This window comes from Paenibacillus sp. J2R1T-4 (genome assembly GCF_059692235.1).
Genome location: NZ_JCAUBA010000017.1, coordinates 36,004 through 57,304, shown reverse-complemented (window position 1 = coordinate 57,304; position 21,301 = coordinate 36,004). Strand labels below are relative to the sequence as shown.

Here is a 21,301-nt window from a genome sequence, read left to right as displayed (position 1 = left end):
CTTTCCAATCTATAAAGTACCTGCTTTCCCCATCGGCCATAGGATGAAATCAGCCCGACCTTCTATAAGGCCTGAAGCCACGGAGCCGAAACTTCTGCTATCCAAGCTTGCTCCCTGATGGCGGTTGTCACCCATAACGAAATATCGGCCTTCCTCTACGACGAATGGCCCGTGATCGCCATCCTCGATCCGGATGTCCGTGTACGGCTCCTGAACGATGTCCCCATTCACATATAACTTACCGCTGCGAATTTCGACTCGATCTCCAGGAAGTCCCACCACACGTTTCACCAAAAATTTGCGATCCACGTCCTGCTGGACAGGATCTTTTAATATAACGACGTCCCCGCGCTTCGGACTTCCCGTTATATAAACGATTTTGTTAATAAACAACCATTCCTTTTCCTGAAGCGTGGGTTCCATGGAATGGCCTTTTACAGTCGATAAATTAAAAACATACAAATTCAGCACAATCACAATAATAAGCGCTACCGAGATCGATTTGATCCAGTCCCATATTTCTGCAGCCATGTTCGGTTTCCTACTGTTATCCTGTACTGCAGCCCCAGATGCGGTCTCTGGTTCTTCTTGAATCTGATGTTTTGGAGAAACGCTCATGTTACACCTCTGGTACTACGTGTTTCCACATTTGATAGTAGGCTCTGACCCGATCATCCTCGAATGGAGAACGGCTTCCCCGAATTCTTTGGAGCAATCCTTCCATTCCGCTCTTGACCTTGCGATCTACAATATCGGAATAGTGATAATTAGCTTTGTGCTGTTCATACTCCTCTTGATCGACAATAAACACTCCCCCGTCCACCGTCCGGATCACATCCAAGTCATAATCAATGTAGGTGAGAACCTGGCCGTTTACGTATGGGGGTGAAGCGATATTACAGTAATATCGAATTCCTTGCTCCTCAATCAGCGACACAATGTTGTACCACTGACCAGGGATAAAAAAAGCAACGGATGGAATGCGACTGATCCATTCTTTGCCGTCTCCTTCTCTGATACGTGTCTGACTGTTAACAAGGATATACATAGATTCCTCTGCGTGTTCGGGAAACATTCGTTCTTTTGGCACAAGCCAATTGTGCAGCCACATTCTGTGGAGGTGCCCGTCATGCTTGAAGCTTTTAATGATGTAAGGCGTTCGTTGTTCCATAGCAGGCCCTCTTTATTGTCTGTCCACTAAATTTCATTATACATGATCACGGCAGCAAGCGGAAACGATTCATGTTCACCCGGAGCCCTTGGATTCGAAAAAAACTATGAAAAGAAAAACATATCCGGAAGTCCGCAAAGGGATTCTTGATATGCTTCTAGTTCGAGACTATTCATTTCTCGTCTAAAGTCATCCAGATACAATACGCAAGTGGCGGTATGATCTGGAGAAATCTGTGTCCGCATAACCTACAGCTTCGTAAAGAGGCAGTATCGGTTCATTATGCGGATCTACTGTAATGAGAATTTTGCTTACTTTGCGCTGAAGGAAACGTTGCTTCAAAGTCTGAATCAACGTCTTTCCGATCCCCCGACGCTGATACTGTGAGGAAACAGCAATTCTATAATAGTAACCCTGGTTCTTCTGATCGATCGTACCAATAATGACTCCGGCAACTTCTTCATTTAAGACGGCAACTAGGATGAGGTCAGAATCCAGTGAGAGCTGCTTAGCAAAAGCCTCCATCGTCTCTTCCGCACAGGCTACCGAAAGCACTTCTTCCATCAAGCTTGTAATCATAGCATAATCTGATAGTTGAAAAGGCCGAACGTACATGAGGTCGCTCCTCGTTACTAGTATTTTGTGTAGGGTATGTAAATAGATTATACGACAAAATCCGAGGAAATCCTGCTATTTATTTACGAAAACTATAAAAAAGATACGTTTTTCTTTCATTTCCTCCTGAAAACGCTTTATTTGAAGCGTTTTCAATGTAAAAATAGGAATATTAGGGAATAACCACAGATTATGAGTCTTTCAACTATAATTGATTTTCCTGAGCTTAACAGTGAATACCGTTCTATTATAAGGAGTGCTTTTGAGTGTGATCGTCCCGTTCATGATTTCAACTAACCTTTTCGTTATCGTCAGTCCGAGTCCGCTGCCCTGGTATAAATGATTTCTGGAATCCTCCAACGTGTATAACCGTTCAAAAATCAACTTTTGCTGCGGCTCGCTAATGCCTTTTCCCTGATCCCAGACATCCATATAGACATACTCCGCGTCTTCTCTCAGCTTCAAACCAACAACCTTGCCGTCGCCGCCGTATCGAATGGCATTGGAGATCAGATTGTTCAAAATCCGATTGAGTGCTTCTTCGTTCCCCATTACATGGACCGCATGATCAGGAATATCGATTGCAGCCTCAAAGCCGCGTGATACGATGTTTTCATAAAAGAACAAAATATTGTTTTTGCTTACTTCCGTAATATTGATCTTTGACAGGGTCAACGCTTGATCTCCAGACTCCAATCTGGCCAAGTCAAAAAATTTGTTCATCAGACTAAGCATATCGTTCGCTTTATCGTGAACCTTGCTCAATAACCGTTGTCTTTCCTCGCTGCTCAGTGTCAGGTCGCTAGAGATTGTTTCTGTCAGTCCGAGCACAACCGTTAAGGGTGTTTTCAAATCATGGGACATATTGGTCAGCATTTTTTTGATCGACATTTCTGTTCTGGTATAGTCTGCCTTAGTCTGCCGATTCTCATCCAATAAACGGTTCAAAGCATTCAATAGGCTGTGCAATTGCCGATCACTTGTGAATAGGAGAATATGCTCGCAGGTACCGCTTTGTAGCAAATGATCCAGTTGGAAACGGATGTAATCAAGCTGGCGTTGCTTATTACGGCTTACCGCATACTGAATGATTACGATTAGAAGCAGTACCGTTGCTAGCGCGGCAAGGAAATAGATCATGATCCAAACTCTCCTAACTTGTAACCGATCCCCCACACCGTCTTAATATATTGCGGGGCAGAAAGATCATCTTCAATCTTCTCTCTCAGACGGCTAATATGAACATTTATGGCATTTTCATCGCCGTAATAGTCCTCTTTCCATACGGTTCTGTATATTTGTTCTTTGGAGAAAGCGCGTTTCGGATTTGTCATAAGCAGTTTGAGAATTTGCAGTTCCTTCGAGGTCAGCTTCAGCTCTATGCCGTTCTTGCTCACTTGAAAATGGTCAATGTCCATTGTAAGTTCATGAAATGAATAATCCCCCCGCCCCCTGCAGCAGCATTCTGGGAATACTGGTTCGCTCTGCGCAGAGACGCTTTGACTCTTGCCGACAGTTCTATGAGCGAGAAAGGCTTTGTGAGGTAATCGTCAGCTCCGAATCCAAGACCGAGCGCCTTGTCTACATCGCTATCCTTGGCTGACATGATCAGCACGGGGACGAAGCTCCTCTCTCTCATTATCCGCAGCACGTCCATGCCATCCATCTCAGGGAGCATCAAGTCTAACAGCACTAGATCGAAAGGTTGCCCAGTGAACAATCTGAGCGCTTCCCCTCCATCCGCAGCATGGACAACTCCGAATCCCTCTTTGGTCAGGTGGTTTTGCACCATTTCAGCTATGGACCTATCGTCTTCTACCACTAAGATACATTTCTGCAAATCGAATCCCACCGTTCTCTGCTTCAATTTCTTCATTATACCGCTTCATATCACAGATTAGAAATACAGTGAAGGATTCAAGTCTATTCCGGCGAATATCAGTAGAATATAGTAAAAGGAGGCCGAGCAAGATGGAATTGGGATTTGCCGAGCGTATCGTAACCCCTCCAGTAGGAACATGGCTTGGAGGTTTCTCTAATCGTACCGAGCCCTCTGTTGGTGTGCTTGACGACCTGCGTGCCCAAGCAGCATGGATGCGAAGCCAGGAATACGATCATGTACTGATCGTCCTGGATCAGGTCGGCATTACCCGCGAATGGACCGATATACTGCAGCAGCGGCTTCATGAGGTATGGGGCCTGCGTGACGATCAAGTGCTCATTCACTGGACGCACACCCATTGCGCCCCGCTCTATCGCGAGCCAACGCCAGGCTTCGAGCATGCGGTCTTCCCAGCTGAATATTTCTCCTCGCTGATCGAGGCTGTTGTGGAGACATGCAGTGCAGCTAGGGCAGATCTCGAGCATGTGTCGCTCTCTTATGGCAGCGGCCATAGTGACCTTGCCGTATCCCGCCGTCTAATCGTGGACGGTCAGAATCTGTTCGCCGCCAATCCATTCGGCATCGTCGACCATGAAGTGCCGGTCATTGCCGCGCATCGTCCGGATGGGAGCTGCAAGCTGGTCATGTTCAGCTATGCTTGTCATCCTACAATGACGAATCAATTGCTAATCTCAGCCGAGTATCCAGGCGTTGCTCGCCGTGTAATTGAATCGCGCCTGGAGGACGGTGCGCGAGCTATGTTCCTGCAAGGCTGTGGGGCCGACGCAGTCGTCGGTGTACATAGCAGTGAGAAGCAGCGCTACACCTTGCCGGATCAAGGCGAGGATGTGGAAGCAGCCGGACGCAGCTTGGCTTGGAAGGTGCTCCTTATATTCGCTCATAGGATGGAGCCCGTGGCGGATGATACGTTGTCCAGCTTCATAGTCAGCTGCGATCCAACGTTTGAGCATTTTCCCTCTCGCAGCGAGATTGAAGCTCGTATAGATGGCGAGCACCCTGGCGATGTGCGCTGGGCGCACTACCAGCTGCAAAAGTGGGAGGGCGAGCCTGTATGGCCCACTTCGATTGAAGCCCGCCTGCATGGATTGCGATTGGGCGATATTTATTTGCTAGGCCATCCGGGAGAGACCGTGGCCGCCTACGGTCTGCGGCTGAAGGAGCGCCATCCGAAGCTGAAGCTCGTCACCTTGAGCTACTGTCACGCTCAGATCGGTTATATCCCGAGGCGGGCGATGTACGACGAAGGTGGCTACGAGGTTGACGCTTGGCGCACTTGGGGGTATCCATCTCGTTGGGACCGCAGCATTGAGCAGCTGTTCGAGTCTGCCGCGGAAAAGGTGCTTTCACACTTGCAGGGAAAATGAATGGGAGCGGTAAGATTGTTCTCTTTTCGGAAGGCTTGAATGAGCAAGATTCTGCCGCATTTGTACGAACCGTCTGCTCTACTGACGGTTCTTTGCCGTCTTGGACCTATTTGCTGGCGTGGCCTCAGCGGTGCAATTTAGTTCCACTAACGAGACTGTTACAACAAATTAATTGCAATTATGGTTACTACTTAGGTCCTGTGGAGATCTGATAGCCAGTGCTAGTATAGGTTATTAGGATGGAAAAGACGGTTTTTTCTGGGATAGCAAGTTTTACTATTGGTTATTGGCTGGTTTTGAGGAAATTTGGTTCACAAAGTGGTAATAAGGGATAGTTAGATTGGCTAATTCGTGCCTGAGCGATGAAATGGCCCAAATAGACAATAGTAACATGGCTTATCAATAAGTTTCGCGTCACTGTACTCCCTACTGGCCACGATAAGCAGAAATGAAGCAGGAAAGAACAGCGATTTTCGCTTATGGAAGGTGGAACCACACAACGGATTCGAGCAATCGAAACCTAAGTAGTAACCAAATTATGCAACTAAATTCAATCCTACCGAAAATTGGCTTACTTTTATTGCAAAAAAGCAACTAATCTATTCTCTTGCAAGGCATCAATTCCATTTGGCCAGATCAATTCAGATATGATTATGTCCGTAAAGACATGCCCTCACCTATTCATAGAATTGTTACTTCGTTTATAAGAATGGAACTCCACACTGTCGACCGATTTCTACTAACTCCATTCGGACTTCATCCGACAACAGGACCCCTGCGTGCATATTTTCCAAGTAAGTTCTATAACGGCGCTCGCCCGGATACAATATTTCTTCAGCATGTGTCGCTAGGGGTTCCCGTTTGATCTCCTGCAAAAATTGCTCTGTATAATCGTAATAATCCTCTATAGGCATCCATTTCGCAATGTCCAGCAAAATGAAACAGTGACCCACATTAGCAGGAGGACTGCCCTCTTGGTACAAATTATTAACATGTGGTCCGAAGGCTGCTTGAGATAAAATGGCTGTCATCATCTCTACGGCCATAGCCAGTGCATAACCTTTTGCGCCTCCGAGCGGCAAGACGGCCCCTCTAAGAGCACTCGCAGCATCTGTCGTGTCGTTCCCTTCCTCATCGACAGCCCAGCCTAATGGAATGGATTGTCCCTGCTTCTGCGCAAGAATGATTTTTCCCCTGGCTACTACACTAGAAGACATATCGATGATCACAGGAGGATCCTTACGGGTCGGGAAGCCGAAAGCAATCGGATTCGTACCTAAAAAGGCCCTTTTCCCTCCTGATGGCGGAATGCCTGGCGGAGAATTGGTCATAGCAATTAAAGCCATTCGCTCCTTGCAAGCCATCTGACAGTAGTAAGAAGCCGTTCCAAAATGATTGCTGTTCCGAATGAAAAGGCCAGCCATTCCGCTCTCTCTCGCCGCCGGGATTGCCGCCTGTAATGCACGCGTGGAAACTACTTGGCCCAAGCCGTTTCCACCATCTATGCTCCATATTGATCCTGTTGGAGTCATGCGAATGTCTGGTTTGGCTTCAATGCGGCCTTCCTTAATTCTCTTGGTGTAAATAGCCAGTCGGCTCACACCGTGACTGCTGGCTCCTTCCAACTCAGCCTGGACAAGTGAATCGGCTGCCGCATGGGCATCGTGATCTGCAAAGCCGAGGGAAGAGAAGATTTGTCTACAGAAGGTGTATAGGGTGATAGAAGAATAACGGTGTTGTACCATTAGCTCTCTCCTGATAAATGGAATGTAGGGCAAAGGATTAATTTCTCACATACCCGTATGAAAAAAGCGCCCTGATCCAAACGCGGTGGGCGCAAGCCTTGTTTCTTGTTAGCTTAAATTGCTTTCCCACACGAGCACCCATTACGAATCCGTTTGGATTGAGGTATAGCCCATTGCGGTCGAAATACGCTGTGCAGTGTCAATAACCATGCCAGTGAACTCTTGGAAGCGCGCCGCCGGGAGCTCTCGGTGCATAGCAATAATACTAATCGAGGCTATGACCTTGCCCGCATTGTCACGGACTGGTGCGCCGATGCATCGCACGCCCAGGACCTCTTCCTCGTCATCCAACGAGAAGCCGAGCTTGCGCACAGTTTGCAGGGCAGATTTGAAATCAGCGGGGGTGCTGGAGGATTTCTCAGTCCCGCCTCCTAATCCTCTGGCGGCAATGATCTCGTCAACCTGCGACTCAGGCAGAAAGGCCGCAATAGCCTTGCCCACTGCTGTCAGATGAACGGGGGCACGCTTGCCAATATAAGTATCGAACCGCACGAAGCCCGTCCCTTCCACCTTTTCCAGATAAACCACATCAGACCCGTCCAGCATAGCCAAATGCACCGGAAAGCCTGACTTATCTCTCAAAGCCACCATAAAAGGCAGAGCAGTTGCACGAATATCCAGATGGCTGAGCACCTTGCTGCCCAACTGGAACAATCGCAGTGTTGCGCGGTACCTGCCGTCGGCGTTCTTCTCGATATACCCGAGCGCCTCCAAGCTCTCCAGAAGCACAAAAGCACTGCTCTTCGCGAGCGACAGATGGGTACAGACATCAGCAAAACGCAGCCCTAAGGGCTCTTTACTAAGAAGCTCCAACATTTTGAATGCCCGCTCAACGTTAGGAATGATGCGGGAATTCGATTCTCTTTTACTCGTCATATAGACCACCAACTCTCAACCTTCACTTACTTCCCTCTTCCTATAACAAAGGTAGCAAAAATAACTCATTCCGTACATTTATGGATTGATCCCTATCAGCCGCGATGCTACAATGGAGATATCGATTATTCTGAAACGTAGTTCAGTATTCGGAACTGAAAGTGCATTCCTAACATACCATAACGATTAGTAACGAACAACCCCAAGCTGTGGGAGGAGATCCTTTTGAAGCAACAACTTACTAAACAATCCTTAATAGCATCTTTTCAACAACTAGGCGTTCTGCCTGGCACTTCACTTGTAGTTCACAGCGCATACCGCAATATAGGCAACGTTGAAGGCGGTGTAGATACAGTAATAGATGCTCTGCTGGAATGTATCGGCAAGGATGGCCTTCTCGTCGTACCCACCTTTACTTACAATAACGAGATATTCGATCCATCATCCACCCCTAGCCGAACCGGCATTATTACCGAGCTGCTGCGCAATCGCACGGACTCGGTGCGTTCGCTCCATCCCACTCACTCAGTCGCCGCTATCGGAAAGGATGCGGAAAAGGTATGCGAGGGACATCACCTCGTCCCGGGCCTTGGAATTGACAGCCCTTTGGATCGTGTAGCCAAGTCGGGGGGCGGCATTCTACTGCTCGGTGTCGGGCACGCTAACAACTCAACTATTCATGTCGGCGAGGCTTACGCGCTTGCTCCGTATGCGACAATCCCTTTCAATCCCGACTGGACGACACGTATTCAAGTAACCGGCGCCACTCCGCTAGAGGTAGAAGTATACGATCCGCCTGGCTGCAGCCGAGCTTTCGGGGTTATTGAAGACAGCTTGAGGCGTCGAGGCGCTGTTCGCGACGCCCTGATTGGCAACGCTCTAGTTCAATGGATGCCTGGACAGGCAGTCATAGACTGCACGACAGATTTGCTGCACGGCGATTTCACTGCCCTGCTCTGCAGCGACCCAAGCTGTTATCGGTGCAGCCGCGGCATCAAATTAATCAAAGAGCGATTGGATAATGACCCCCTATTAAAGTAAGGTGCGATGCGATGGGATCTTCTCGCGCCGAGAAGGTCCCTGATTCACACATAGCGTTCAGGACTCGCGATTAAGAGGCGCATAAGCTATAACATCAATCTCAACCAACGCATTAGGCAAAAAGCTTCCTACTGTAGTCCGGACCGGCTTCGGATCTGGAAAATACCCTTCATACACCTGATCAAACTGCTTGAACAGGCTCATGTCCTTCAGATGAACGGTGGACTTCACCACATCGGCAAGCGTAGCCCCGCCCTCTGCGAGGATCGCCTTCACATTTTCCAATGTACGGACGGTCTGAGCTTCAATTCCTTCGGCCAGCTCCGTTGTCACCGGATCGCGACCCACTTGTCCCGCTACGAATATGTAGTCTCCAGCCCGCAGCCCTTGTGAGTACGCGCCCACCTTGGCCGGAGCACCGTCCGTGCGCAATTCTTGCTTGCTCATAATAAGTCGGCCTCCCTGCGGCTTACTCCAGATTGAGTTCCTTAAGAATATTATTGTTCAGAAGCGCTTCTATATCAGCCGGTGTGTAGCTTGGGAACGGCATCTGCTGGGCATACTCCGCCGACTTGCGCAGGCCTGCTACAGAATCCGCAAATGTGCAGATCGGGTAGTCCGTGCCAAAAATAAGCTTCTTCCACACCCCGTACTCCTTCGCTAAGGTCAGGGAGTTGTATAGCTGCCATGGTCGGTAAAAGAGGGCCGATACGTCCGCGTATACGTTAGGATGCTTACGGATTACGCTGATCGTCTCTCCTTCCCACGGATGCCCCATATGCGCGATGATGATCCGCAATTCGGGAAAAGCCAGAGCCACTTCTTCCAATTGCTCGGGATGTGCCCATTTCATAGGAGCTCTTCGCGGAAAAGTAGTGCCGTGATGTGTCAGGATGGGCAGGCCGTTATCCTCGCAATAGCGGTAAATGCGCATCATCCGCTCATCCATCGGATCATACGCCTGGTAGATCGGACTGGTCTTCAGCCCTCTCATGCCCAGATTGCTCACGCACTCCTTGAGCTCGTCCAAGGCGTTATAATCATGAGGATCCACACATGCAAAGCCTATGAGTTTCTTCGGATCCCTGCTGCAATATTCAGCTACATATTCATTAGGCACATTGAAGCCGAGATGCCTGCTCCGAAACGCAAGTACGATGCATTTATCCACATTCTTCATCTCTTCGTAATGCTCATCCGGGGTCGTGCGCTGCACAGGCTTGCCCCGCATTTTGAACCCTTCCGCCAAATACTCGGTTCCGTAATGCTTCGGCTCCCCAAGATGGGTATGATAGTCGATCATTCTTTTTTCCTCCCAGTCTGCCACTGTACTTCGCCTTCAGGCGTTATTCGTTGTATCGCCTTCGAATTCTCGTAAGCAAAAGCTACTGCATGATAGGATACGGAACGCTGCTCGCCAGGACCAACCCACATCGCAGTGCCGTTTGCTATTGCACCCGCCAAACCTGATACATCGGGGTCGGGAATGCTGCTGAACGGTTCAAGGCCCAAGGCGTAAGCACGGCCGAACCACGGGGCATTGCTCATTCCGCCGAACTCTTGCCATATCCACACATAAGGCCACAGCTCCAAAGGCCAGCTCAGTCCGAAGCCCAGTCCGAGCTGCGAGTTGCTGGCTGCTGCCCAGCCTTCCGCGAGCTCAGCCGCGAACAGCATGTCGCTTGCCAGCTGCTCCCTTGGCGGCATGTGCCGCAAATCAACCTGTTGCCCGTCACGTCCAGGCAAGTAAGGCCATGTGCCAGACGATCCCGGCACGATGCGACCCGGCAAATCTCCGCCGCCAGAGCCGCGAGAGATACGACACTGGGGCATGTGCAGCTCGAGATCCGGCCCCAGGAACGGCTCGCCCAATGCAGGATGCTGCCCCCACATACAAGGCATCGCCTGCGGACTCAGATTCTCGATCGTTTCCCGAATGTTCAGAGCGCCGCTCCCTTTCTTCAGGCGAAGCTCGCGCTCCATGCGAAACGGCATGCGCTGCATCTCGACCCGCATAAGAAGGGCAACCTCATCAGGGGTGTCCAAGAGCACTTCGTATTCCCACCCCATCAAGCAAGCTTCACCATGCGTTCCTAGCTCCGCACCCTTGTAACTCGACGGACCGCCGCCGGATGGAAAAACAGTCTGCCACCCGCCCGGGTAGTGATCAACCCAATTCCCGCGCGGATTAGCGGAAGTCGGCACCCAGCTGTCCCAAGTCCGCATCCCCCATGGGGCACGGTACATGACGTCCACATCCAACGGCTTGAAGCGGAATTCAACTATACTGCCGCCTTGATCCAGGAGCACCGTAACGGCCAAGGTTTCATTCTCCAGCACTGCGATTCGGTGACCGCGGTACGTATAGTCACAGCTAATCCGAGCACCGATGCTTCTAGGTAAATACACCCGTCATCCCTCCAAACTAACAACAATAGACGACTCTATTGCAAGCTTTCTCTAACGAACGCGGTATAACTCTACCTTCTCTTCGTCCAACTCCACGCCCAAGCCAGGCCGCTCGAGCGGTCTCGCTTGGCCGCCTACAATCGGCAGCGGTTCCTGAAGCAGCATATCGGCATAGAAGAAAGGACCCAGAATATCACACGGATATTCTTCCGCACCGATGCCTGTTGTCGCCATGGCGAGATGTATCATGGCAGCGCTGGCCACTCCAAGCTCCAAGTTGCTGCCTACCGTGCATGTAATCCCTGCGGCCTCAGCCACAGCAGCTACTTTGCGAGCAGGTCCTATGCCTCCGCCTTTGCCCACATAGATCGAGAGCACATCCGCTGCTCCTGCTCTTACAAGTCCCATTGCATCCTGCAGCGTATACAGGCTCTCGTCGGCAATGATCGGCACTGTTACTTGACTGCGTACATCCGCCAACCATGACATATCCAGCGCAGGGACTGGCTGCTCGGCGAAGTAAATCCCTTCCTCGCACAGCCGTCGGATCGTCTGAATCGCTTCTCGGGAAGAAGTCCAGCCGCCGTTCGCGTCAACACCCAACTTGATCGACGGTCCTACCGCCTCACGCACTGCTTTGACACGAGCCACGTCTTTGTCCGGCCCTGTGCCTACCTTCACTTTCATGGCGCGGAATCCTTCTTCTACCGCCCAAGCTCCGATCTCTGCAGCTCTGTCCGGCTCCACGCCGGTTATAGAGAACTTGGTGGGCACGAAGTCTCGCACCGCACCGCCCATAAGACGATAGACGGGCAGCCCAGCGGCCTTGCCTAGAATGTCCCAGAACGCCATTTCCAAGGCGGCCTTGGTAAACATATTGTGAGCAATGCGGCGGTGTATGCGCTGCGTCAGCACCTCCACGTTCAAGGGATTTTCACCAATAAGTAAGGGGGCCAGGAAGTTCTGGATGAAATGCGATGCCGTAACTTGATCCTCACCGCTCCATCCAGGTGTACAAGAAACTTCACCCAACCCTGTGATGCCTTCGTCGGTATGCACTTTAACGAGAAGGAACGGTGAGACCAAATGGCTGCCACGGCCGGAACGAATGGCTCGCTCGGGGTGAATGGGCACTTGAACGGGAATCGTTTCTATAGATGTAATTTTCACTGTCCGCCCCTCCTGTCCGAGGTATTAAGATTAGATCTGCCTAACAATTGCAGAGCGTTGGGACCCAATATTTGCTGCTTGGCCTCCTCCGAAATTTCCAAAGCGTCGAATTCACGAAACCGGTAGTCGACATAGGGCTGCTGCGGAACGTGGAAAAGACCGCCATCGGTGCCGAATACGATCTGCTCGAGTGGAACCTGAGACACAATCTGCTCCATTGCAAAAGGAGGTGTCGCACACATGCATAAATACACGTTGCGATGCCTTTTTCCTGCTGCGATAGCCTCTGGCCATAAGTCGTGCAGACCGGCGTGCCCGAGCACAACCTTGAGCTCAGGATGTCTTACGGCCAAATGTGCAATCTGCAAGGAGGATGAGTAGGGCGGCGTACCATCGTGAAAAAAAAGCGGAATGCCAAGCGATGAGGCCCTCTCACAGACAGGCGCCATGAAGCCTTCCAGGGGGCTGAACCCTTGCAGCCAGTTGTGAAACTTTACTCCTCGCATTCCAAGCTCGGTGACGCATCGCTCCACCTCTTCGGCCGCCCCTTCTTTGCGGGGGTCTACCGTACAGAAGGGTACGATCCGATCGGGAAAAGGCGCACACCATTCGGCCAAATAATCGTTGCAGGCTCGAGGATCCGCCCAGAAGCCATCAATCGTGAGCATCACGCTAATATCAATCGAATGCTCGTCCATGAACGCGATATAATCCGCAGCCTTGTAGGGATATGTCCCCTCCCCGCTTCGGGCAGGCTGGTGTACGTGAAAGTCTACCTTCATGCCAATACCTCCTCTCGATCCGAGTTCAATTGTTTCTTAGACCTAATAATCTGTGAATATTTCCGCCTAGAATAGCAGCCTTCTCCGTGTCAGACACTTGGATATCTCGTACCTTATCGATTTCAAGCCCGATCCGCGACACAGGGTGATTGCTCGAAAAAATCATCCGTTCAGCTCCGATCACACCATGCATTCGTTTCATACCCCGTTCCGGAAAATCATGCGCAGTATCTCCAAACAGATTGGGCGCGGTTTCGAGCGCGGGAATAGCATCCATCCAGAAATCGGTCTTCCCATTCTTCCCCATTATAAAAGAAACCTCAGGATAGGTGAGCGCGAGCTCAGTTAGCTGCAAGGGGAGAGCAAAAGCAGGCGTGCCTGTATGAACATAGACCGGCACCTGATGGCGGGCAGCCACTTCTATAAGAGGGTGGACCAGGCTTTCCAGAATCATAAAGCCCTGAACAGGAGGGTGCAGCTTAATTGCACACGCTCCTTCAGCCAGCGCTCGCTCGAGCTCTTCCACAGCTGCGCTCCCATACCAGGGGTTAGCCGTCGCATAAGCCAGGAAACGGCCAGGATACTGTCTGGACAATGCTAGTACGCGGTCATTCCCCTCACGATTATAGACTGCCATCTCCCGATCCACCGGGCTGATCAAAGCTTGGTCGATCCCGCAGCGGTCCATCTCTGCTGCCAACAATCCAGGATCAACCTTGTGGTAACGTCCTTCTCCTACTGTAACATGCGCGTCTATAATCATGCTCGACCCTCCTGATTCAACTCTACAGGGTATCCGGCAGCCATGGAATCAACAATGGCCTGTGTGAGCCGCAAGCTCGCTATTCCTTCCCTGCTTCCTGGGACAGGGGTTCTCCGCTGGCGGATGCAATCCAGAAACTTGCTGAGCTGTATTCGAAAACAAGAGCGTGTGCGGTCCTCCGATAGTTGAATTCGCTCAATAACCGTTCCGCACATTAGTACCGCTTCTCCGTTAACCCTGTCGAGATAGGCCATCCCTTTCGGACCTAGAATTTGATATTCGCCAGATGGCAGGTGCGGGAAGAACCAGCCGACCTCGAGCTTCGCCTGATCGCCGTTCTCATACTCAATCAACGCTGTATTGTAGTTCGGAGCAGGGAATTCCGGGCGAGTAGTCAGCCCTTGGGCAGCTACACGAACCGGCCTCGAGCCAGTCAGGAAGGCCAAGTGATCAGCGGCATGTGCACCATCATGTATGCATGGGGGGCCGTGTCGCAAAGTATTCAGAATCCGATGATAATGCTCTGAGTTCCCTTCTGGATCCCATATTTCATCGAATAAGCTTAATCGAATCTGCAGAGGACGCCCGAGACGCCCTTCCTGAATCCAGCTCTGCAAAGCGTCCATCAACGGACCATGCCGATATGTAAACCCAACCTGCAGCAGACGACCGCTTTCCCTTTCGGCCGCTGCCACCTCTTCCGCCTTTTCAACTGTAGTGGCCATAGGCTTCTCACACAAAACATCCTTGCCCGCTAGCAGTGCTTCTATTGTAATTGCAGGTGTCACCCATGGGGGAGTGCACACCAATACCGCCTGAACGTTAGCATCAGCCAGAAGACGGAGGTGGTCTGTCGTATTATATTCACTGCTGCATATAGCCCCTGCCGTTGCTGCACGTTCCTGATCGACATCGCATACTGCAACTATACGGACAGACGTATTCTCCATCAGGGCAGGCAAATGCTGCGCCATCACAATATCACCGCATCCAATAACGGCTATCCCTATAGTATTGGTTCCAGACATTGGCTTTCCTCCCTTACACCCGGTGTTTATACCTTCGGTATACCGAGACCAAGAGCGCCTGGCTTCGACATTACCGCCTCAGGATAATAACGGCGAAGGATCTCGAGCCCTATTGCCGCACGCCGCACTTTCTCCTTGCATTGAGCAATCGCCATCGGTTCAATATGCCCGCCGCATGGATATACACTCGCTGCATTGCGAAGTCCGAATTTGATGTATACCGGTGAAACGACCCGCACAATTTCCGGAATTTCATACATCCGTATTTGTCCGCCGAAGTCGTCTGGTGCTTCTACATAAAGATCGAGAGGCATTTGCACAGCCTGACGGATCGCCCCAAGCCTTGCCAGTGTCAATGCAGTAGGCACGTTGTAGGTGTTAGCTCCAATCGCTTCCATTTGCCTTATTGAAGCCGGGTTAGCCGCACCCATGGATACAGATACTTTGACGACCAGGTCTGCAGGCAGCTGACCTGCTCTCTTCATTTCATTGACAACAAGCAGCAGACCTTCATCTGCCACAAGAACCCCGCGCATGCCCAAGCGGCAACCACGTTTGATATCTTCAATCGCATAGACGAGCTGATCCATCCCCTCGTGTCTAAGCGCCTGCCCTTTACCTGCGGCCGTGTGGCTGGCTGCTGTAATATCCCAAGTCGTGCGCGGTCCGACAAATAAGCTTACTTCTACGCCATTCGCCGCAGCGAGTTGGAGCATCTCACGAATCTCCGCATCCGTTAAAAGCATGATACCGCTTCCTTGAGAGACGCGATGAATGGGCACTTCGTATTCTTTTGCCGTTTCCAATGTGGCAGCAAGGGCATTCGGTCCTTCAACGCTCGGAATTTCAACCCGTACCTGCGCTCCGTCGGGGAAGCGTTTAGTCGAAGTTGGAAGCTCGTGCGCATCTCTAGTTGGTAATCCTAAGCCAGCCAAAAAATCAAGAGTATCCTGCATAATGGCACCTCCAAATATAATTAGTTCAGCATAATGAAATCCACTTCAAATTATTGATAGTTCAAAGTATAATATAGAGTAATTATAGTGTAAAGGAGAATTCCTATGAGCTCGTCTAGCCACAGACCTAGAAGTATGCGTTTCCACGAATTAACCCGAACTGAGCTTGGAGAGTGGGCACCTGAGGCAACAGTAGTATTGCCGGTGGCCGCTATTGAACAGCACGGACCGCATCTTCCCGTACTGGTAGACTCCTTGATTGCAGAGAACATTTCACTCGCCGCCGCTGCGGAGGCCAGTCAGGAAATCCCGATTCTTGTATGTCCCGTGGTTACATACGGAGCTTCGCAACATCATCTTATTTATCCCGGTGCCATGTCATTATCCACGTCTACATTAATTCAAGTTCTTCACGAACTGACTGACTCGCTTGTAAGCAGTGGGTTCCGCCACATCTTCCTGCTTAACAGCCACGGAGGCAACGAGGAGTGTGTTCGACTGGCGGCGCGCGAGCTTGCCCTGCGCCATCCGGTGGTGGCTGGCGCCGCATCTTACTGGACGATCGCTTGGGACGCTATGGTGAATGAGGGGCGAGCAGCCAGTCTGGGTATGGTGCCTGGGCATGCCGGAGGGTTCGAAACCTCCCTCATGCTAGCCATGCGTCCCGAGCTTGTCCGCACCGATCTGCTTCCCCTGCCTAACAAACGGCCGCTGCCGGAGACGCCGACGGATCCTTCTGCTGGAACTATAATTCAGCGCCACGGCAGCTGGGCTGCTATCGACGGTTACAGCGACGATGCGGGCCCTGCAAACGCAGAGAGCGGCCGGAAGCTGCTTGAACTGATTAGCAGCAAGGTGGCCGGGGAGTTGGTACGCTTCCACCGGACATTGTTGCCATAGACGAAGCGCGACTTTTATCAGCTTAAAGCTCTTGTCAGGCGTGGACTCCCATGGTATCGTTTGGGTATGTTATTTTCTGTACTTAAGTTCAATATACTGAACAACATTGAAGGGAGAAATACGAATGGAATCTTACCATAACCTTATTGATGGCAGATGGGCACCTGCCCGCTCCGGGAAGCTGCGTCCGGATACTAATCCTAGCCGGAGCTCAGAAGTGCTCGGTCAATTTCCCGAGAGCGATGGGCACGACCTGCAGGACGCTGTGGCTTCCGCAGCAACCGCTTATCCTAAATGGCGCAGCATGAGTATAGTAGCTCGTGGAGATATCATGTACCGCGCAGCGGACATCCTCACTTCCCGAGTCGATACCATCGCACGCGATCTCACTCTGGAAGAAGGCAAAACATTGGCCGAGGCCAAGGGTGAGACACTTCGCGCAGCCGCAATCCTGCGCTACTATGCCGGCGAAGCCCGCCAGGAGACAGGTGAAGTGTATGCCGCGCAAGACCCTACTACTCTGCTCTATACCCGCCGCGAGCCCGTAGGTGTAGTTGGCGTTATTACTCCGTGGAACTTCCCTATCGCCATACCTGCATGGAAGATCGCTCCTGCACTCGCATATGGCAACACCGTTGTATGGAAGCCTGCTGACCTTACACCGATGACAGCTTTCCATCTGACACAGGCGCTTGTAGATGCAGGAGTCCCGAAAGGTGTGTTGAACGTAGTCTTCGGACGCGGTTCCGTACTGGGAGCAGCATTGGTGGCGGACACCCAAGTTCGCGCCATCTCCTTCACCGGCTCCAACGGCGTGGGCCGCAATATCGGAATGGGCTGTGCCGCTCGAGGCGCCAAATATCAGCTTGAGATGGGCGGCAAGAATGCCGTCGTTGTCCTGGCAGACGCCGATCTCGAGCTTGCAGTTGAAATGACGATTCGCGGAGCCATGCGCTCGACCGGTCAAAAATGCACCGCGACAAGCCGGGTAATCGTTGAAGCTCCGCTAGTCGGAGCCTTCACCGAGGCGCTTGCAGAGCGCTGCCGCGCCTTGCAAGTTGGCGATCCGCTTGATCCGCAAACCTATATGGGCCCCTTGGCTTCCGCTGATCAACTGCAAACTGTGTTGGATTACGTGAAGATTGGCGGGCAGGAAGGCGCCCAGCTCGTAACCGGCGGCACTTCCCTGGACTCATCCGGTTTCTTCGTATCTCCCACGGTCTTCACGAATGTGAACCCGGACAGCAGGCTCGCAACCGAAGAGATATTCGGTCCCTTAGTCTCCGTCATTCCAGCCGCGAGCATGGATGAAGCACTGGCACTCGTCAACCGCAGCAGCTTCGGTCTGAGCACAGCGGTATTCACCCGCGACCTGGGCAAAGCGCTGCGCTACGTCGACGAGGTTGAATGCGGCATCGTGCACGTCAACTCGGAGACGGCAGGTGCGGAACCGCATGTCCCGTTCGGCGGGATGAAGGAATCCAGCTCCAGTTCACGCGAGCAGGGCAAGTCAGCTCGAGAATTTTTCACCCAAGTGAAAACCATTTACATGGATCGGCCTGCTCCCTTAAGCTAATTAGAATACTTTGAACGCGAAACATCCCGAACCACTTTATTGGTGGATCGGGATGTTTGTTTTTTCATATGAAGAAAAGCTGTCAACCGCCGCAACCTTCGCTAGTTTCGGTATCCAGGGGAACCCGCAATCCAGCTTTCTTGGCAGATTAAGGGACGCGGATCTCTACTAACTGCAAAAGCTGCAGCTAATTTTCTTGGTTCGAGGCATTTTACCAAAATAACTGCATTTCCTAACGTTAATTCTGTGAAAACTTGCTCATTTCGGCAAACCGCTGATAATTTACTGTAGGTTTTACAGTTATTATTATTTGTCATATCGTTTGGAGAGAATTAACTGCAGGTTTTGCAGTTAGCTCTCTGTGCTCAGCTGCAAAACCTGCAGAATTTAAGGTTCTTGATGAACGATCTGTTCCGTTTGGCCTTTCGGGCGAAATCCGAGGCCGAGCAGCGCAAAAGCCAGGAATGCGGCGCCCAAGAACAGAAAAATGCTATTCACAGATACATAGCGGATGCCGTATCCGCCGAGTGTAGGTCCCATGATACTTCCAATGCTGAAGTGGATGGAGGCAATGACATTCGCCGCAGGCAATATTGCCCGGGGTAAAATATCCGCCGCATAAGCGAGTCCCAAGGAATAGAACGATCCCACCATGCCGCCGGCTATAGCGAATGTCACGCACAACAGCGCGACATTGCCTCCAGCGGCAGGTATCGCGAAGAAAGCAAGCGAGCCTACTACTCCACAGGCGATCAGTACCGGCTTCCGCCCGATCCGGTCACTCAAGATACCAAGCGGCAGCTGCAGGATCAGACTCCCTACACCGAATGCCAATAGCAGAAGCGATATCCAATGCTGACTCAGCTCAATGCGCAAGCCGTACAGTGGGAAGCTGCTGTTCATGGAAGCTTCCATCAATCCATACAGGAAGCTTGGTATGAGTACGAACCACGCGACGCGATACGTTGTTACGAACCGATTCTCGATTGCGGCTCCCCTTGCAGCCCGCTCGGGCATCTCATTCTTCATACGCAGCACGAGCAGCAGCACAGTGACGAAGAACAGACAGGAGACAAGGAACGGAACTGCTCTTCCGAGTGGAAGCAGATTAATGCCAAGCGGTCCCAAGCTGAAGCCGAGGCCGTAGGCCATGCCGTACAAGGATATATTTTTTCCTCGCTGATTCGCAGGGCTTGAGCTTACAATCCATAGCTGGGTCGCATAATGGAGCGAGCTGTCACCCACGCCGACCAGCAGCCGCAAAACGAACCAGACGGCCATCGATTGGGTGAACGGGAAGAGCAGGGTGACCAGCGTGACTAACGTGATGCCTGCTAGAATGACTTTTTTGTAACCAAAGCGCATGACCGGCTTCTCCACGAAGAACATCGTGCAGAAGATCCCGATATACATGGCTGCCGAATTAATGCCGTTCATATCCGATGAGACGCCAGAGTCCTCCAGCATGATTGACAACAGCGGCAGCAGCAGCCCCTGGCTCATGCCCGCGACTACGACGACCAGAAGCAAAGTGATTAAACGATAACGGAAAGAAAGAGTAGCTGGAGCAATAACGCGTGATGACAATCCTTTTGCACTCTCCTTGCGATGACAATTGTCCTGATTTTCCTCATTATACCCTAGCTACCTTACCAAAAGTGATTTTCATATTGGAAGCGTAAGTGAAAAATGAATCCACAGTTAGTTGATTCGCTATTAAGCTTTCCGTTTCATACTCATCTAATGCTTCCTGGTAACTGGCTCCTCGATCCATCAAATTACTAATGAACACTTCGCGTTCGTCGCCAGGAGGACTTTGTCGTAAAGAGTTATACAACTTATTTTTGTTCTCAATATCCAAATCAGGATGAAGAAAATTAACCTTATCGGTAACCCTGCATTGGATGTCTTTCAACCCTAATTGACTGAAATAGATGGGTAGTTTCATTCCGATGTTACCATCTTTTCCACTTCGTTTCGCATCTTGTTCGTATAGTTTTTGAAGGAACCCCAGTTGGACAATTTGAGATTGGTCGTGGCCATGCAAGTGAAAATTCGCCATATTTGCTATCCAATGAGGTTCAAAGGTAATGATCCTTCCTTCATCAACTACACAATCAATCATTTTATTTAATATATCCAACGGATTCGGAACATGCAGCAGAAAAGCATGGCATAGGGCGATATCATATTTTCGCTCTAAATCAATCTCATGAATATTGGCTTGAATAAATTCGGTGTTATAAGGTAGGGGCTTGAACAGTTTTCTAGCTTCATCAAGGAGTTTGACCCCCAAATCAACGCCTGTATATTTGGAACCTTTAGGCAATAACGGTAATAGCTTTAATCCCAAATAGCCATAGCCACATCCAAAGTCAATCATATGTACTGGGGTTGCGATTTTCCATACTGACTTTACTAGAAACTCAAGATAGTCGTCGTTGTAAAATAAATCTCTCGAATGGCGTAAATATTCGATTTTCGTATCCCAATAATAGTCGTCCACTACGCACTCTCCTTTATTAGTGTAAGCTATGTGGACATATTGTACCTGATCTCGCCTAATCGCAACAGGTAAAAAACCATTACAGTCATTTCTCCATTGTTTGTCAGGCTCCCCTTGTATCTTGTTAGGTATGCAAAAAAGTCGACAAGGAGCAAATGCTCATTCCCGACTTCAATAGACCTAAGTACCGAATCGTATTTTCACTGAATCCCTGTAGTCGGAATTAGTTCATATAGATCCCGTACATCACAACCGATCGTCCCAGCGATGGAAATGGCAACTTGCAAAGGCATGACTCGTTTGTTCTCCATAAAGTCAGAAAGCCGCTCGGGTTTATACAGCAATGTTTGCGCGAGCTGTTCCTTTGTCTGGCCAGATTCAATCAAACGCTCGTGAAGAAGACAACGACCTAGTTCATATTTCATGGTTCACCACC

The 21,301-nt window shown here is 50.6% G+C and carries 21 protein-coding genes and 1 pseudogene; 4 read left to right on the top strand and 18 right to left on the bottom strand.

Annotation, left to right across the window (positions count from 1 at the left end):
* Positions 1-9 precede the first annotated feature (9 nt).
* From lepB to AC58QD_RS23945, 5 genes and pseudogenes are all read right to left on the bottom strand, one after another.
* Entirely contained in the window at positions 10-618 is a 609-nt protein-coding gene (gene lepB, locus AC58QD_RS23965) for a signal peptidase I (RefSeq protein ID WP_497337539.1), read from the bottom strand.
* A gap of 1 nt (position 619) precedes the next feature.
* Positions 620-1,171 carry a DUF402 domain-containing protein gene (locus AC58QD_RS23960; RefSeq protein ID WP_497337538.1) on the bottom strand — a complete coding sequence of 184 codons (552 nt, stop codon included), beginning with the start codon at positions 1,169-1,171 and terminating at the stop codon, positions 620-622.
* Positions 1,172-1,360: 189 nt separating this feature from the next.
* Complete coding sequence (locus AC58QD_RS23955) at positions 1,361-1,786, bottom strand: GNAT family N-acetyltransferase (RefSeq protein ID WP_497337537.1); 426 nt, start codon at positions 1,784-1,786, stop codon at positions 1,361-1,363.
* 201 nt (positions 1,787-1,987) lie between these two features.
* Positions 1,988-2,926 (bottom strand): sensor histidine kinase, encoded by a 939-nt coding sequence (locus tag AC58QD_RS23950; RefSeq protein WP_497337536.1) that lies wholly within the window; start codon positions 2,924-2,926, stop codon positions 1,988-1,990.
* Positions 2,923-3,662, bottom strand: a pseudogene (locus AC58QD_RS23945) (response regulator transcription factor). The gene AC58QD_RS23950 and the pseudogene AC58QD_RS23945 overlap by 4 nt, the downstream one beginning before the upstream one ends.
* 95 nt (positions 3,663-3,757) lie before the next feature.
* Here AC58QD_RS23945 and AC58QD_RS23940 point away from each other — a divergent pair.
* Positions 3,758-5,053: a hypothetical protein gene (locus AC58QD_RS23940; RefSeq protein WP_497337535.1), complete on the top strand. Its 1,296-nt coding sequence runs from the start codon at positions 3,758-3,760 to the stop codon at positions 5,051-5,053.
* A gap of 701 nt (positions 5,054-5,754) precedes the next feature.
* Here AC58QD_RS23940 and AC58QD_RS23935 read toward each other — a convergent pair.
* Entirely contained in the window at positions 5,755-6,798 is a 1,044-nt protein-coding gene (locus AC58QD_RS23935) for an Ldh family oxidoreductase (protein ID WP_497337534.1), read from the bottom strand.
* A gap of 141 nt (positions 6,799-6,939) precedes the next feature.
* Entirely contained in the window at positions 6,940-7,734 is a 795-nt protein-coding gene (locus AC58QD_RS23930) for an IclR family transcriptional regulator (RefSeq protein ID WP_497337533.1), read from the bottom strand.
* A gap of 225 nt (positions 7,735-7,959) precedes the next feature.
* Between AC58QD_RS23930 and AC58QD_RS23925 the strand changes: the two genes are divergently transcribed.
* Positions 7,960-8,775 carry an AAC(3) family N-acetyltransferase gene (locus AC58QD_RS23925; RefSeq protein WP_497337532.1) on the top strand — a complete coding sequence of 272 codons (816 nt, stop codon included), beginning with the start codon at positions 7,960-7,962 and terminating at the stop codon, positions 8,773-8,775.
* Between the two features lie 57 nt (positions 8,776-8,832).
* Here the strand turns inward: AC58QD_RS23925 and AC58QD_RS23920 are convergent, their stop codons facing one another.
* The 8 genes from AC58QD_RS23920 to AC58QD_RS23885 are packed head-to-tail and all read right to left on the bottom strand — an operon-like array spanning position 8,833 to position 15,883.
* A complete protein-coding gene (locus tag AC58QD_RS23920; RefSeq protein WP_497337531.1) occupies positions 8,833-9,222 on the bottom strand; it encodes a RidA family protein in 390 nt (129 codons plus the stop codon).
* Positions 9,223-9,244: 22 nt separating this feature from the next.
* A complete protein-coding gene (locus tag AC58QD_RS23915) occupies positions 9,245-10,078 on the bottom strand; it encodes an amidohydrolase family protein (protein ID WP_497337530.1) in 834 nt (277 codons plus the stop codon).
* Entirely contained in the window at positions 10,075-11,184 is a 1,110-nt protein-coding gene (locus tag AC58QD_RS23910) for an aldose 1-epimerase (protein WP_497337529.1), read from the bottom strand. The genes AC58QD_RS23915 and AC58QD_RS23910 overlap by 4 nt, the downstream gene beginning before the upstream one ends.
* Positions 11,185-11,235: 51 nt before the next feature.
* Positions 11,236-12,354 (bottom strand): mandelate racemase/muconate lactonizing enzyme family protein, encoded by a 1,119-nt coding sequence (locus tag AC58QD_RS23905; RefSeq protein WP_497337528.1) that lies wholly within the window; start codon positions 12,352-12,354, stop codon positions 11,236-11,238.
* Positions 12,351-13,136 (bottom strand): amidohydrolase family protein, encoded by a 786-nt coding sequence (locus AC58QD_RS23900; protein WP_497337527.1) that lies wholly within the window; start codon positions 13,134-13,136, stop codon positions 12,351-12,353. Before AC58QD_RS23900 ends, AC58QD_RS23905 begins: the two co-directional genes overlap by 4 nt.
* A 25-nt stretch (positions 13,137-13,161) precedes the next feature.
* On the bottom strand, positions 13,162-13,899 hold the full coding sequence (locus AC58QD_RS23895; protein WP_497337526.1) for an amidohydrolase family protein: 738 nt from the start codon (positions 13,897-13,899) through the stop codon (positions 13,162-13,164).
* The gene (locus tag AC58QD_RS23890) at positions 13,896-14,927 is read right to left on the bottom strand and encodes a Gfo/Idh/MocA family protein (protein ID WP_497337525.1); all 1,032 of its coding nucleotides are present in this window, start codon (positions 14,925-14,927) and stop codon (positions 13,896-13,898) included. The genes AC58QD_RS23895 and AC58QD_RS23890 overlap by 4 nt, the downstream gene beginning before the upstream one ends.
* A 26-nt stretch (positions 14,928-14,953) precedes the next feature.
* Positions 14,954-15,883 carry a hypothetical protein gene (locus AC58QD_RS23885; RefSeq protein WP_497337524.1) on the bottom strand — a complete coding sequence of 310 codons (930 nt, stop codon included), beginning with the start codon at positions 15,881-15,883 and terminating at the stop codon, positions 14,954-14,956.
* Positions 15,884-15,988: 105 nt separating this feature from the next.
* Between AC58QD_RS23885 and AC58QD_RS23880 the strand changes: the two genes are divergently transcribed.
* Positions 15,989-16,783, top strand: coding sequence for a creatininase family protein (locus tag AC58QD_RS23880; protein WP_497337523.1), 795 nt, complete (start codon positions 15,989-15,991; stop codon positions 16,781-16,783).
* 124 nt (positions 16,784-16,907) lie between these two features.
* Complete coding sequence (locus AC58QD_RS23875; RefSeq protein WP_497337522.1) at positions 16,908-18,359, top strand: aldehyde dehydrogenase family protein; 1,452 nt, start codon at positions 16,908-16,910, stop codon at positions 18,357-18,359.
* 387 nt (positions 18,360-18,746) lie between these two features.
* On the opposite strand, the gene AC58QD_RS23870 is transcribed toward AC58QD_RS23875, so the two are convergent.
* The 3 genes from AC58QD_RS23870 to AC58QD_RS23860 all read right to left on the bottom strand — a co-directional run bounded on the left by AC58QD_RS23870 (position 18,747) and on the right by AC58QD_RS23860 (position 21,290).
* Positions 18,747-19,946 (bottom strand): MFS transporter, encoded by a 1,200-nt coding sequence (locus AC58QD_RS23870; protein ID WP_497337521.1) that lies wholly within the window; start codon positions 19,944-19,946, stop codon positions 18,747-18,749.
* A 46-nt stretch (positions 19,947-19,992) separates the two neighbouring features.
* The gene (locus AC58QD_RS23865; RefSeq protein WP_497337520.1) at positions 19,993-20,865 is read right to left on the bottom strand and encodes a methyltransferase domain-containing protein; all 873 of its coding nucleotides are present in this window, start codon (positions 20,863-20,865) and stop codon (positions 19,993-19,995) included.
* A 200-nt stretch (positions 20,866-21,065) separates the two neighbouring features.
* Positions 21,066-21,290 carry an XRE family transcriptional regulator gene (locus tag AC58QD_RS23860; RefSeq protein WP_497337519.1) on the bottom strand — a complete coding sequence of 75 codons (225 nt, stop codon included), beginning with the start codon at positions 21,288-21,290 and terminating at the stop codon, positions 21,066-21,068.
* Between the last annotated feature and the right edge of the window lie 11 nt (positions 21,291-21,301).

Bases quoted from the DNA above. Each gene is read 5' to 3' on its own strand.
- AC58QD_RS23885 (WP_497337524.1), bottom strand. From the start codon at position 15,883: ATGCAGGATACTCTTGATTTTTTGGCTGGCTTAGGATTACCAACTAGA.
- AC58QD_RS23920 (WP_497337531.1), bottom strand. From the start codon at position 9,222: ATGAGCAAGCAAGAATTGCGCACGGACGGTGCTCCGGCCAAGGTGGGC.
- AC58QD_RS23930 (WP_497337533.1), bottom strand. From the start codon at position 7,734: ATGACGAGTAAAAGAGAATCGAATTCCCGCATCATTCCTAACGTTGAG.
- AC58QD_RS23890 (WP_497337525.1), bottom strand. From the start codon at position 14,927: ATGTCTGGAACCAATACTATAGGGATAGCCGTTATTGGATGCGGTGAT.
- AC58QD_RS23960 (WP_497337538.1), bottom strand. From the start codon at position 1,171: ATGGAACAACGAACGCCTTACATCATTAAAAGCTTCAAGCATGACGGG.
- AC58QD_RS23895 (WP_497337526.1), bottom strand. From the start codon at position 13,899: ATGATTATAGACGCGCATGTTACAGTAGGAGAAGGACGTTACCACAAG.
- AC58QD_RS23935 (WP_497337534.1), bottom strand. From the start codon at position 6,798: ATGGTACAACACCGTTATTCTTCTATCACCCTATACACCTTCTGTAGA.
- AC58QD_RS23900 (WP_497337527.1), bottom strand. From the start codon at position 13,136: ATGAAGGTAGACTTTCACGTACACCAGCCTGCCCGAAGCGGGGAGGGG.
- AC58QD_RS23940 (WP_497337535.1), top strand. From the start codon at position 3,758: ATGGAATTGGGATTTGCCGAGCGTATCGTAACCCCTCCAGTAGGAACA.
- AC58QD_RS23915 (WP_497337530.1), bottom strand. From the start codon at position 10,078: ATGATCGACTATCATACCCATCTTGGGGAGCCGAAGCATTACGGAACC.
- AC58QD_RS23955 (WP_497337537.1), bottom strand. From the start codon at position 1,786: ATGTACGTTCGGCCTTTTCAACTATCAGATTATGCTATGATTACAAGC.
- lepB (WP_497337539.1), bottom strand. From the start codon at position 618: ATGAGCGTTTCTCCAAAACATCAGATTCAAGAAGAACCAGAGACCGCA.
- AC58QD_RS23860 (WP_497337519.1), bottom strand. From the start codon at position 21,290: ATGAAATATGAACTAGGTCGTTGTCTTCTTCACGAGCGTTTGATTGAA.
- AC58QD_RS23875 (WP_497337522.1), top strand. From the start codon at position 16,908: ATGGAATCTTACCATAACCTTATTGATGGCAGATGGGCACCTGCCCGC.
- AC58QD_RS23950 (WP_497337536.1), bottom strand. From the start codon at position 2,926: ATGATCTATTTCCTTGCCGCGCTAGCAACGGTACTGCTTCTAATCGTA.
- AC58QD_RS23880 (WP_497337523.1), top strand. From the start codon at position 15,989: ATGAGCTCGTCTAGCCACAGACCTAGAAGTATGCGTTTCCACGAATTA.